The organism is Ruegeria sp. Alg231-54 (genome assembly GCF_900143525.1).
GTDB lineage: Bacteria > Pseudomonadota > Alphaproteobacteria > Rhodobacterales > Rhodobacteraceae > Ruegeria.
The window spans coordinates 95,129-108,115 of the sequence record NZ_FREZ01000002.1 but is presented as its reverse complement, the minus strand read 5'-3'; the positions used below and the strand labels follow the sequence as shown (position 1 = coordinate 108,115).

Annotated in this window: 12 protein-coding genes; 8 read left to right on the top strand and 4 right to left on the bottom strand. The window is 55.4% G+C overall.

Annotated elements, in window-relative coordinates; translation table 11 throughout:
* Positions 1–2: 2 nt before the first annotated feature.
* From DHN12_RS05055 to speB, 3 genes are all read left to right on the top strand, one after another.
* Positions 3–1,226 carry a saccharopine dehydrogenase family protein gene (locus DHN12_RS05055; protein ID WP_108859203.1) on the top strand — a complete coding sequence of 408 codons (1,224 nt, stop codon included), beginning with the start codon at positions 3–5 and terminating at the stop codon, positions 1,224–1,226.
* A 75-nt stretch (positions 1,227–1,301) separates the two neighbouring features.
* Positions 1,302–2,471, top strand: a complete 1,170-nt coding sequence (nspC, locus tag DHN12_RS05050; RefSeq protein WP_108859202.1) for a carboxynorspermidine decarboxylase — start codon at positions 1,302–1,304, stop codon at positions 2,469–2,471.
* Complete coding sequence (gene speB, locus DHN12_RS05045) at positions 2,468–3,310, top strand: agmatinase (protein ID WP_108859201.1); 843 nt, start codon at positions 2,468–2,470, stop codon at positions 3,308–3,310. The genes nspC and speB overlap by 4 nt, the downstream gene beginning before the upstream one ends.
* Here speB and DHN12_RS05040 read toward each other — a convergent pair.
* Positions 3,307–3,897, bottom strand: a complete 591-nt coding sequence (locus DHN12_RS05040; protein WP_108859200.1) for an HD domain-containing protein — start codon at positions 3,895–3,897, stop codon at positions 3,307–3,309. The two genes, speB and DHN12_RS05040, sit on opposite strands and share 4 nt — an antisense overlap.
* Before the next feature lie 100 nt (positions 3,898–3,997).
* Between DHN12_RS05040 and DHN12_RS05035 the strand changes: the two genes are divergently transcribed.
* A complete protein-coding gene (locus DHN12_RS05035) occupies positions 3,998–4,828 on the top strand; it encodes a LysR family transcriptional regulator (protein WP_159089972.1) in 831 nt (276 codons plus the stop codon).
* On the opposite strand, the gene lptF is transcribed toward DHN12_RS05035, so the two are convergent.
* Positions 4,825–5,964, bottom strand: a complete 1,140-nt coding sequence (gene lptF, locus DHN12_RS05030) for an LPS export ABC transporter permease LptF (protein WP_108859198.1) — start codon at positions 5,962–5,964, stop codon at positions 4,825–4,827. The two genes, DHN12_RS05035 and lptF, sit on opposite strands and share 4 nt — an antisense overlap.
* 1,600 nt (positions 5,965–7,564) lie before the next feature.
* On the opposite strand from lptF, the gene DHN12_RS05020 reads away from it, so the two are divergent.
* The 4 genes from DHN12_RS05020 (at position 7,565) to DHN12_RS24375 (ending at position 10,351) form a co-directional block, all read left to right on the top strand.
* Entirely contained in the window at positions 7,565–7,792 is a 228-nt protein-coding gene (locus tag DHN12_RS05020) for a hypothetical protein (protein WP_108859196.1), read from the top strand.
* Positions 7,793–7,914: 122 nt separating this feature from the next.
* Entirely contained in the window at positions 7,915–8,346 is a 432-nt protein-coding gene (locus DHN12_RS05015) for a YbjQ family protein (RefSeq protein ID WP_234416558.1), read from the top strand.
* 56 nt (positions 8,347–8,402) lie between these two features.
* Entirely contained in the window at positions 8,403–9,245 is an 843-nt protein-coding gene (locus tag DHN12_RS05010; protein ID WP_108859195.1) for a GIY-YIG nuclease family protein, read from the top strand.
* Between the two features lie 20 nt (positions 9,246–9,265).
* The gene (locus DHN12_RS24375; RefSeq protein ID WP_159089971.1) at positions 9,266–10,351 is read left to right on the top strand and encodes a GIY-YIG nuclease family protein; all 1,086 of its coding nucleotides are present in this window, start codon (positions 9,266–9,268) and stop codon (positions 10,349–10,351) included.
* A 348-nt stretch (positions 10,352–10,699) separates the two neighbouring features.
* Here the strand turns inward: DHN12_RS24375 and DHN12_RS05000 are convergent, their stop codons facing one another.
* Together DHN12_RS05000 and DHN12_RS04995 are read right to left on the bottom strand one after the other, a co-directional pair.
* On the bottom strand, positions 10,700–11,545 hold the full coding sequence (locus DHN12_RS05000; RefSeq protein WP_108859193.1) for a crotonase/enoyl-CoA hydratase family protein: 846 nt from the start codon (positions 11,543–11,545) through the stop codon (positions 10,700–10,702).
* Between the two features lie 2 nt (positions 11,546–11,547).
* Complete coding sequence (locus tag DHN12_RS04995; protein WP_108788561.1) at positions 11,548–12,981, bottom strand: aldehyde dehydrogenase family protein; 1,434 nt, start codon at positions 12,979–12,981, stop codon at positions 11,548–11,550.
* Positions 12,982–12,987 lie beyond the last annotated feature (6 nt).

The window sequence follows — 12,987 nt, the reverse complement described above, 5'->3', positions numbered from 1 at the left end:
CCATGGGAACTTTGAGTGGCAAAACACTGGTTGTCGGCGCAGGCGGCGTATCGCACGCAGCCGTGCACAAGATGGCAATGAATTCGGATATCTTCACCGAAATCACTTTGGCCAGCCGCACGAAATCAAAATGCGATGCCATCGCGAAGGCAGTGAAAGATCGCGTGGGCGTTGACATCGCCACGGCGGAACTGGACGCCTACAAGATCGAAGATACCGTCAAGCTGATCAAGGAAACCGGGGTCGAACTGCTGGTGAACCTCGCCCTGCCCTATCAGGATCTGGTGCTGATGGATGCGTGTCTTGAGGCGGGCATTCATTATCTCGACACTGCGAACTATGAACCCGAAGACGTGGCCAAATTCGAATACCACTGGCAATGGGCATATCAGGACCGGTTCAAAGAGGCTGGCCTGACCGCTATCCTCGGCTCGGGCTTCGATCCGGGTGTGACCAGCGTGTTCGCTACCTGGCTGAAAAAGCACAAGCTGGACACGATCCGCCAGATCGACGTGCTGGATGCCAATGGCGGGTCCAACGATCAGGAGTTTGCCACCAACTTCAACCCTGAGATCAACCTGCGCGAAGTGCTGGCCGAAGTGCGCCACTGGGAAAACGGTGCGTGGCATACCAGCCCGGCGATGACTACAAAAGTCGAATACGACTTCCCCGCCATCGGCCAGAAAAACATGTACCAGATGTATCACGAGGAATTGGAGTCGCTTACAACCCACTTCCCCGAGATTGAGCGTGCCCGCTTCTGGATGACCTTCGGCGACGCCTACATCACCCACGCCAAGGTGCTGGAAAATGTCGGCATGACCCGCATCGACCCGGTGATGCATGACGGCAAGGAAATCATTCCAATCCAGTTCCTGAAAACGTTGCTGCCCGATCCCGGCGATCTGGGTGCCGAAACCAAGGGCAAAGCCTGCATCGGCGACATCGCCACGGGTCAGGCCAAGGACGGCTCGGGCGAGAAGACCTATTACATCTACAACATCTGCGATCACGAAGAATGCTATGCAGAAGTCGGCAGCCAGGCTGTCAGCTACACCACGGGCGTCCCCGCCATGATCGGTGCGGCGCAGGTGCTGAAAGGCAACTGGTCCGAGCCCGGCGTGTGGAACATGGAACAGCTGGATCCGGACAACTTCATGGATATGCTGAACGAACACGGCCTGCCGTGGCAGGTCCACGAGCTCGACGGTCCGGTCGAGTTCTAACTTCATCTTTTCCAAAATGCTCCGGGGATCCGGGGGCAGAGCCCCCGGCCTCTCCACAATTCGGAGGCGCCGGACATGTCCGACATGATGACCACACAGGCCGGAGATGCCGGATCTTTTCGCAGCTTTGACCTGAGCCGCGTGCCAAGCCCCTGCTTCGTGGTTGATGAAAAGGCCGTCGAGCGGAACCTGACCATTCTCTCCGATATTGGAACCCGATCCGGCGCCCATGTGCTGAGCGCTCTCAAGGCGTTCTCGATGTTCTCGCTCGCCCCGCTTGTCCGCCAACATCTTGGCGGCACATGCGCGTCCGGCATTTTCGAAGCACGGCTGGGTCGCGAAGAATATGGTGGCGAGGTCGCGACCTTCTGCGCCGGGTACAAGGACGCGGACGTCGATGAAATTCTGTCGCTGTCAGATCACGTCATATTCAACTCACCAGCGCAAAAGGACCGGTTTCTTGCCAAAGCTCGGAACGCTGGCGTTCAGGTCGGTCTGCGCATCAACCCGGAACATTCCGAAGGCGAGATCCCAAAATATGACCCTTGCGCGCCCTGCTCTCGCCTTGGCACCCCAGTCAGTCAGTTGACGACCGACGACCTGACCGGAGTTGATGGCCTGCACATGCACACGCTCTGCGAACAAGGGTTCGCGCCATTGCAGCGCACTTGGGAAGCCGTACTGCCAAGACTCAAGCCCTTCCTCGGCCAACTCAAATGGCTGAACTTTGGAGGCGGCCATCATATCACGCGCGACGACTATGACCGCGACGGGCTGGTGGTTTTCATCAAGGGCATCCGCGAGACATACGGTATCGATGTCTATCTCGAACCCGGTGAGGCGGTCGCTCTGGACGCAGGTATCTTGGTCGGCGAAATCCTCGACCTGCCCACCAATGGCATGAACCTTGCAATCACCGATATCTCCGCAACCTGCCACATGCCTGACGTGATCGAAGCCCCCTATCGTCCCGCCCTGATGGATGAGGCCGAAGCAGGCCACACCTATCGTCTGGGCGGCCCCTCCTGTCTGGCCGGTGATGTGATCGGGGATTACACATGGGATCAGTCACTGGAAATCGGCCAACGCTTTGCCTTCCTGGATCAGGCGCATTATTCGATGGTCAAGACCAATACGTTCAACGGCGTACCGCTGCCCACCATTGCCCTGTGGAATAGCGAAACGGACGAGCTGAAGATCATCAAGCAGTTCGGCTATGACGACTTTAAGGACAGACTTTCATGAGCATTTTCCTCGACAGTGAACTGACCGAAGCCGAGCGGACTGAAGATGCCCGCTTTCGCGTGATCCCGGTGCCGCTGGAGCGCACGGTCTCTTACGGCTCGGGCACGGCCAAAGGGCCTGATGCCATCATCGAGGCCAGCAACGAGCTGGAACGGATCACCGGACATGCCGAGCCATGCGTCGAGGGGATTTTCACCGAAGAACCAGTGGATTGCGACGCCGCCCTGTCCGAGATCATGGAGCGCCTTGCCCTGCGCACCGAAGCCGCTGTTCGCGCTGGCAGGGTTCCAGTGACTTTGGGCGGAGAGCATTCCCTCAGTTACGGTGCCGTCATGGGAGTGGCCCGCGCATTAGGTCAACCAATCGGCATCGTTCAGATCGACGCCCATGCCGACCTGCGCAATGCCTATCAGGGGGAAAAACACTCCCATGCTTCGGTCATGCACCTGCTGGCCGACGAAGGCGTTCGATTGGCTCAGTTCGGTGTCCGCGCCTTTTCGACTGAAGAGGCACAGAGCCGCCTGAAAAACCACATCTTCCACGTGGATGCAGAAGATCTGGTCACAGGCAATATCCACGCTGTCGACCTGCCAGAGGATTTTCCCGAGCTGGTCTATGTCAGTTTCGATGTCGACGGGCTGGACCCGGCGATCATGCCCGCCACCGGAACTCCGGTGCCCGGTGGCCTGGGATATTATCAGGCGTTACGGCTGGTAGAACACACCCTGAAAGGCCGCAAATGCGTAGGCTTCGACGTGGTGGAACTGGCCCCGAACGGCAATGCCGCCTGGGACTTCACCGCCGCGCAGATCGTTTATCGCCTGATGGCTGCCTGTTAACCCTCGGACGTTTCGTTCAGTTCCATATGGCCTTCGCCCTTGTTCAGGACGCGGCGCAGCATGGGTTCAAAGAACTCAAGCGGTTTGGTCGGATACTCGGGATCAAACGCCTTCTGATCGTATTCATGGCAGAAGTAACGGCAGTCCTCCCAATAGGGGCTGTCGCGGTACTTGTCGCGGGCGTTACGATCACCACCCAGATGGTGATTGTAGTAATAGCCTTGGAACACGCAGTGGTGTTTTAATATCCAGTGGGTTTTCTCGCTGACATAAGGTTTCATCATCGCTGCCGACAACTCGCCGTGGTTATACGGCGACAGAATATCTCCGGTGTCATGGATCAGTGCAGCGACCACCAGTTCTTCATCTGCACCATCCTCATAGGCACGCGTCGCGGCCTGAAGGCTGTGCTGGTAACGATTGACCGGGTATGGCGTCCCCGCCTCGTCCAGGGAACGGATCGCGTCCAAGATTCGGTCTGGAAGGGCGGCGTTGAACGCCTCTTCATACTCCATGACAGCATCCCAATCGGCTTTGGTCGCCTCCTCAAAACTGGTCCAGGTGGGTTTGTGGCTTTTGTCCAGCATGATGTTTCCTCTGGCTGATCTGCTACGGCCAGCATATCCGAAGGCAACAGCTGAAAAAAATGAATTGATTTTATCACTTCGATCAAAAAATACTTTCGACATGCAAATCAAAGCCCTTGAGACATTTCTGTGCGTTGCAGACACCGGTGGCTTCCATGCCGCTGCACGACACCTCAACATCACTCAGACAGCGGTCAGCGCCCGTATCAAACTGATCGAAGAGGAAACCGGAAAGCCCCTGTTCACTCGGGGCGCAGGCGGCACCAACCTGACAGAATTCGGAAGGCAGTTTAGGCCCTATGCCGAGCAGATGTTGTCATTGTGGTCCTTCGCCTCTCGTGACCTTCCGGGGCAGACACCGCACCGGATCGCCCTTCGCCTTGGTGCACAGCTCAGCGTTTGGGACCCATTACTGGTCGATCTGGCCGTTCGCTATGAACAACGCCATGGCCAGCTATTGCTGACCTTGAACTACGATCATGACCTCAACATGGTCGAGGCCGTGGCGACGCATGTATTGGATGCAGCACTGACCCACGAAAAACCATCTGATCGGCGCGTTCTATATCACGAACTGGCACCGGAACGTTTATTGTTGGTCGAAACCCCCGGCGCGGGCAAAGACCCGGTTTTCGTGAATCTCGAGTTAGGCGAAGTTTATCAGGACCACGTGCGGTCAGCAGCGCGCAAAGCGGCAGAACAGACGCTTTTTTTGGGCAATTGCATGATGGGCCTGCGGTATGTTTTGCAGCGCGGCGGCACGGGGTACTTCCCCGAATATGTTATTCGGGATCAATTGAACGAAGGCACCTTGGTGCCGGTTGCTGAAGCGATAGACCTGATGTTGCCGCTTTATCTGGTGACCCGGCGGGACAGCGAAGCTTTCGATGACGTGGTGGCCTGCCTGACCGAACTGCGTGCGGCGGATTAAGCTTGAGACAAGGCTCCATTCGCCCCCCGCGATCGGGTGCGCAGCAATGGCCGCCCGGCGATCAACAGGAACACGCATGAAATCAAGACGCCGACAATCGCCGGAAGGTAAAGCAAAATCCACAGGTTTGAATCATCAATCACAACCGGCGACACAAAACCCCTCACACCCTCCAAAAGGACCAAAATCGTGAAAGCTCCGAATATCTGTGGCCACAGCCCAAAGCGCGAAAAACTGCCCAGCATCAGTGTTGAAAAACCAGCCATCGCCACCGCGATACAAATGGCGATCCATGAAAAACGCTGATGCAGCTCTTCGATCAGTTCCCCTTCCGAGAACTGCTCGGTCGCCAGAATACTATCCCGGCCCTGCAAAAGCTCAAGCGTTGGGATCGCCTCAAGACTACGCATGGCGTTGGTGTCTGAATTTGTCAGTTCCGAGATGTCATAAGATGCATCCGCAAAAAGCGTCGAAGACAGCGTCCTGCCTTCTGGATTCAGGCGCAATGCGATCCCGTCCACCATCACCAGATGAATGCCGGTGCCATTGTTGACCAAATATGCCGTCTTGCTGGAATAGCTTACCGGGTCCTCTTCATTCCGACGATCTGAGACAAAGACCTCGGACAAAGTGCCATCCAGATCAATTTTCCCGATATAAACCGTAACGCCTTGCGCGGGGTGCAAAAATTCGCCCTCATTCAAAAGCTGGGCGGTGACATCCCCTGCGACCTCGGCCTGACGCTGTTCCAACTGTTCAACGGACGCGGGGCGCAGGAAGACGCTGATCGCGGCCATCATCAGGCCGGTTACGATTCCAAATACGAACACTGCGCGCGCCAATCTCCAGGGGCTGGTCCCTGTGGCCAGCATTACCGTCATCTCGCTTTCGCGGCTCAGGCGATTGGTGGCATAGACGGCTGCGGCAAACACTGCCATCGGCATCACGGTGCGGATAAGGGTCGGCAACGTCAGTGCGGTGAATTCCAGAAACACCATCGCGGGTTGGCCGCCGCTGATCACCCGGTCAAACAGGCTGACGGAACGAGTAATCCAGAACACACCCACCAGAACCAGGGTAAAAAAGCCGAACAGAACCAGCAGTTGCCGCAGGAAGTAACCATCAAAACGCGACATGAACCCTCTTCCGCCTGTCTGTTGTGGGCAGGACCATAGGCCATTCCAAAGGCGTAGGAAACCGGATTGATCGAATTGCGCGGCACCTGGCTAAACCAATGTAAATCCCATCTAAACCCCAAGTTTAACACAGCCGCCAATCTGAGTGGAATGAACAACCCAGCACGCGATACAGGAGAATAGATGGCCCACGCAGACTTCATCACCGAAATGGGCGTCTTTTGAAGCCTCGTACAATCGCATGCGGCGTGAAGCCGGTTGGTTATAGAAAATGGATCGGTCAGATTCAGCCGCCTTTAAAATCCCATCGGGTCTCAAATTTCCCGTAAACAACACCAGCAAAGAATTTCGCGCCACATATTTGATATATTTCCTTTCAGTTGCTACGGTCGCAAAAAAGGCGAATGCCGGTGGCCAAGATAGAGCAGCAGTCAAAATATTCTAAGAGCGTCGCAGCGCTCACCGTGCCGGAGTCCTTAAAGGGCAAACGCGGAGGGCTGTTCTATTTGCTTCACGAGATGGAGAGGTCTCGGCTTATGAAGCTGCACGGGCCTAACTTCGAAGACTTCATCTCAAAGTCACCTGCGGGCTGGGACTCAAACAACGGTCGTTTGGTCAGTATGCTCTCCGTCGACGAATTCAAATTTTTCTAGCTATCAATGCCGTGCTGCGGCGTGTTCGAAAAGTTAGAAATCGCGCCTCGCGTCCGGGTCTCTCCAGACTCAGATTACACTTCAAGCTATTGTAGGATAACCAGCTTGGGTTTCGTTCTTTGAATGAACCGACCGCAGATCAAAGAAGGAATGGCAGGGGCAGCAGGGTTCGAACCCGCGACCTACGGTTTTGGAGACCTACTCCCCTGTTTCCGTTGTAACGTAACCTATTCTAATCCAATAATTTTTGATGTCTGGCGAAACGTTAAAAACGTTAGATCTTCACTACCAATGTCCAACCAATGTCCAACAGATTTGTGCCGTTCGCTAAATTTGAACGAACGTCGTTCCGTAACAACTACCGGACCCACCGCCTGTTCAAGTACCAAACACCCCGTTTTTCTCCCCGTGTGGGTACCTCAACGGGTTTGCCGGTGGGGGGTGCCACCGCCGGGCGGGGCAAACACCCCTGTACGGTTAATTTTTGGGGGTCGCTGTTAGGGGGGGAACTGCCTTCGGTTTTTGCCCACCAAACATCACACCAGTGCGGCGCGCCTCGTCTTTTTGCCACGAGTAACCACCTGTCAGGTCTACTATAATTGGTGGTATGGAACAGGCAGAAACTCTAGTGGCGCAACGAATGCTAACACAGCACTCAGTTTGGCAGAAAATCGCAAGTAATATGCCTGTCGAATACCTACGTCATGTTTAGACGATTTAGCAGTAAACAAAACTATAACATTTTTATCGTTTTCATGGGTTAACTCGCGAAAAGCGGCGTCGGGATGAAGATATGTACTGAGTATGAGGAAAACACTTAGAATAGGAAAACGACCATTAAACCGATCAGCTACGACGTAAACCGGACCCGGAACTCTTGGACCGCCGTTGTTGCCAAACACGGCACCCTGCCAGTCTTCCACCAGCAGTACATCCAGCGGGACACCATGACCTACCAGCACACTTCGCGGGCTGCCCCTTCGTTGTTTGCGAAACAGGTCGCCGCACTGTTGGAAGCCCAGCAGGTCATCTTCCAGATCGACGCGCCCGATAGTCACGCCTCCAACGGGTACGTTGGACAGACCAACGGACGGAACAACGCATACGTATTCAACGTCGCCAATGTTGCCGTCGATGGATTGGACGTGTCTTTCAAAATCACGGGTCGGGCATAACTGCCCACCTGCCGAGGTTAGAAACAAAAAGGACACCCAAAATGAACTGTAAAGATTGTGGAACAGATGTTGGTTGGTTGAACAGCGTTGGCGGTTACTGCAAACCTTGTCACCTCAAAACAATGGGCCTTCAAGCCCGCGGTGAAACTCTGGAAATGTATGAAGACCGTCGGCGGGATGAACTTCGGGAAGAACTTGAAACAGAAAGACGTTGCATGAACGTGGTTGCCACTATGGTTGTCACAACCGAAACCGCACACAACCTTCCTGTGACCGAACGGATCGGTATCGTCGCCGGGGAAACTGTTCTTGGTCTGAATGTCTTCAAAGACATTATGGCTGATGTGCGCGGTGCCGTTGGCGGTAAATCGCAAACAATGCAGATAGCCATGAAAGACGCTCGCGAACAAGCCGTCGCGGAACTGAAGTTGCAGGCGGCAGAAATCGGTGCAGACGCTGTGGTCGGCGTGGACATTGTTTACCAAGACATCGGGAATACTGGCAAAATGATGATGGTTGCCGCGACTGGCACTGCGGTCAAACTGGCGGCGTAAGTGGAGATCCCAATCCACTCAGCAACGGTAAAACAGCATCAGTAGCAGGGACGAAAATGACGCTCTATGATTTCACTCTGAACGAACTACTATCAAAGCGTGGCTTCGACTTGGCGCACGCCAGATATGTTCGTCACGATCATAGAGCTTTGGCCGCTTGGCGTCGTGGTTCGGCAAATTTCGATCATTTTGTCAGTTACCAGCGGGACGATAGTATTTCGCCTTACAATGGAGCGGAGTTGGCTGTTCAATTTGTTCCGCAAGGACCGACTGGTGCACTATTCGTTGGCGGCCACTATATCCTCGATAGCTGGGCAGCATGCGATAACCCAGAAAGAAATCCATCCCTTTGGACGCCTTTTGAGGAAGACTATGGCCAGGATTTGGATCATCGGCGGTATGACTTGGCTCGTATCGAAAACATTGAGGACTTGGTCGGGCGTCTTATCATTGATTGGGGAGCCGCTACCAGAAGTTGGTCCCAATGGGCCGAGCGAAAACCAAAACCCATAGTCGAGTTGCGGGCGACGGCTGAAGATGAAGCGTTCCCTGGTTTCGGAGAGTTCACCTCAACTGTCCAGGAACTACCAACGCTTCCATCTAGTTGGCAAAACGCTTTGGCGTCAGTGAACGGGGTATACCTCCTCGTCTGTCCCGAAACTGGAGAACAGTATGTGGGTTCCGCATATGGTGATGGTGGTTTCATGGGAAGGTGGGCATCATACGCCGTCAACGGTCATGGGGGAAACAAGTTGCTACTGGTAAGAAAAAGAACCAATTACGCGATCTCTATCCTAGAAATTGCTTCCCCAGACATGTCTGCTTCTGAAATCATTAACCGCGAAAGCGCTTGGAAAACCAAACTTGGCAGCCGCGCTCACGGACTAAATGCGAACTAGAACAAAAGAGTGTGCAGCAAATGTCTGATATTATCCCAAATTTCGACTTTACCCATGGAAAGTCCTCTGAGCAGCGGCGTGATCCTGACGTTTTCCTGGATGCGACAAGATATGCCAAAATTCGACCTGAAAAGGGCGGTCGTAAAGTAGTGGCCCTCTTTGAAGCGCAAAACCCGAATGGTTTGTTGTCACGTTTGAGAGCGCGAAGTGAAGAGTTACCCACGAACGATCGGTTAGATTACGCCGTCGAGTTCCTAGAGAAATTTGGCGGCTCAAACTGCATAAGCAGCTGGCCGTCTGTCACAGAACTTAACGACGCGTTGTCAACGCTGGAACAGGCGCTGGGTGAAGTATCCGTCGCTATCAGTGATGAATACTGGTCCGATGACGAGCTAGGTGCTTGCCTACAGGCTTACCTTGAGATGTTGAGATGTGAACAAAACGGCGTCAAGTATAGCAAATCAGAGTTTAACCGAAACCTGAGAGACGGGGCGCTCAAAGATCGTTCCAAAGGTTCTGTCGAGTTTCGAATGCAAAACCTATCTGCTTTTTTTTCCGATCAGGGCATGCCCATAATCGACGGCTATAAACCCCGAGGCAACGTGGGCGCAGTGGTATCAGATCGACTGGTTGCCTTGTTGACAAATAATGACAAGTCACTTCACGAGGCTGCAGAACCAAAGACTGACCGAACAATCGATGTGCACAAGCACTACCGACCAGGCCCCGCCCCTCATTCGGGTGAGTACACAACAGTTGCAACAAAGGCAGACGTTTATTTTGTCTATGTGCTAGAGCTATCGAACAAAAGTGTCCTAAAGGTGGGGTTTTCGTCGGACCCTCTAAAACGCTTAGATGACTATAATCACAAAATCTTGCCGGAAATCTCGGGACTAAGCTGGAAACTCGCCTTCAAGCATCCATTGCCGACAGCTGAAGCTGCGCTCGAAGTCGAACAAACAGTTCTAAATAGGTTTAATGGACGTAGGCTAAAAAGTAACGGTGAAGTGCTCGAGGGCGTCAGTGCAATAGATGTCCAACTTGAAATCATTGCTGCTGAGACGGCGATGGCAAAAAAGCAAATTGGTTCGCTTTCCCACCAATAGTGGCTACGATAGACGACCTCAGAAGCACCGGCGAATGTCGTGGAGCGCTTCTCCCACATGTCCACTCCTTCGCTCAATGGTGGCAAAGCCCGCAAAGCGGTCACTAAGACAGAACGCAGCGAACGGCTGCTCTGAGCCCAACCTGTGAATTCGATTTTCTTGCTGCGAGCGTGCGCAGCGCGCCTCCCCGCCGCACTGCCGAATTTTACTCGCTGCATGGCAGAGAAGAATGCAGCCATTCCGGCAGGCCGCAGCAAATCTGGAACCTCGCATTCACACTGTGCGGGACCTTACCGCTATTTGGTCAATTAAGCCGAAGCACTGGTTTCGGTTGCCGTACCCGAATTATCAGTCGAAGGGTTTGTTGCGGGTCCAGTCGAATGTTCCGGCGTCCCGTTCCTGCACCGCCTGCTTCCAGCCGACTTGCTCCACGCGGGCTTTGAAGTTCATGCCTTCGGGTGAATGGCGGGTGATGCCGTCGAAGACTGTGGCAAGGCGCTGCGTCTGGTTGATCTTTTCCTCGACTGCAGCGTTGATCACCATTTTCTGCATGGCCAATTGGTTGATCGGCACGGATGCCATCCGGGCGGCCAGCGCCTCGACCTCGGCATCGAGCTGAGCGTCAGGCACGGATTTCAGCACCAGCCCCATCTCGGCGGCTTCAACGCCGGTTATCTTGTCACCCGTGAACATCATGCGCTTGGCCTTTTCCGGCCCCAGTCGGTGCACCCACATCGCCGTTGTCGGGCAGCCCCAGACACGTGTTGGCATATAACCGATTTGCGCGGTGTCGCCCATGACAGTCAGGTCTGCGCAGAGCGCAATATCTGATCCGCCCGCGACGGCGTGTCCATGCACCTTGCAGATCACCGGCTTCATCGCCCGAAAGAGCGACATGAAGGCCTGCGTGTTCGCCCACATGAACTGGAAATCCTGCATTGGGTCCCAGGGCATGTCCTGCACCACCTTGTTGGGGCCGTTGCCCGCCGCGTAGTCGGCCAGATCGTAGCCTGCGCAAAATGCCTTTCCTGCGCCGGACAGGACCATCACGTGCACGTCGCGATCATGGTCGGCCTCTGCAACCGCCGCCGCCAGTTCGCGCGGCAGATCATCGTCGATCGCATTCATCACTTCAGGTCGGTTCAGAGTGATCCGCCCGATCCGGCCATCTTTCTCGTACAGAACCTTTCCCATGCTCACTCCCAATCGCTGACGGCCTTGACCTCAAGGAATTCCTCAAGACCCCAGACGCCACCTTCACGGCCATTGCCCGACTGCTTCATGCCGCCGAAAGGCGAGCCCGCACCGCCGAATTTTCCGTTCATCTCAACCATACCGGACCGCAGCCCGCGCGCCACCCGACGGGCGCGTGTTTTGTCGGCAGTCTGGACATAGTTGGTCAGACCATAGGGCGTGTCATTGGCAAGCGCGATGGCCTCCTCTTCGGTGTCAAACGGTGTCATCACAAGGACCGGCCCAAAGATTTCTTCCTTCCAGATCGTCATATTCGACGTGACATCTGCAAAGACCGTGGGGCGCACGAAGTGACCCCGGTTCAACCCGTCGGGGCGACCAAGGCCACCCGCGACCAGTGTGGCGTGCTCATCAAAGCCGCACTTGATCAAGTATTGGATTTTGCCCCATTGCGTTTCAGACACAACCGGCCCGATCTGGCGGCTTTCGGTCTCCGCCGGTCCGACCTCTGTTTTCTCGGCCACCTTACGGGCGGTTTCAACAGACTGGTCGTAGATTGCGCGTTCCACCAGCATGCGGGTCGGCGCGTTGCAGGACTGGCCCGAGTTGTTGAAGCAATGACGCACGCCGCGCGTAACGGCCTTTTCATCGGCATCGGCGAAGATGATGTTGGCCCCCTTGCCGCCCAGTTCCAGACTGACGCGCTTGACGGTATCCGCAGCGGCCTTGCTGATCGCGACACCTGCAGGGGTGGACCCGGTGAAGCTGACCATATCCACATCCGGGTGCGCGGTGAGATGCGCGCCAACGCCAGTGCCATCTCCGTTCACAAGATTGAACACACCGGGCGAGAAACCTGCCTCATCAATCATCTCGGCCAGCAGAATGGCGCTGAGCGGCGACAGTTCCGATGGTTTCAGCACCACCGTGCAGCCTGCCGCCAGCGCCGGGGCGACCTTCAGCATCACCTGGTTCATCGGCCAGTTCCACGGGGTGATCAGGGCGCAGACACCGACCGGCTCGTAAAGGATCATGTCGCTGGGCGCGTTCTCCCCAAGGGGACGCTCAAAGGCGAAAGCCTTGGCCGCCCGAATGGTGTTCTTGAGATGCCCCGCCCCGGCCCCGACCTGTGCAGTTCTTGCAAGCGCAATAGGTGCGCCCATCTCAACGCTGATGGCCTGTGCCATGTCTTCGGCCCGCGATTTGTAGACCTCCATCAACCGTTCCAGGGCGGCGATCCGGCCCAATGGGTCTGTTGCCGCCCAGGCCGGGAAAGCTGCCTTGGCTGCGGCGACGGCCGCGTCAGCATCTGCGACGCCACCCAAAGTGATCGTGGCGATCTTCTCTTCAGTAGACGGGTTCTCAACGGCCATTTCGCGCCCGTCGATCGAGGCGACCCGTTGGCCGTTGATATAGTGTTTGGATGCGTCTTGCATGGCAGT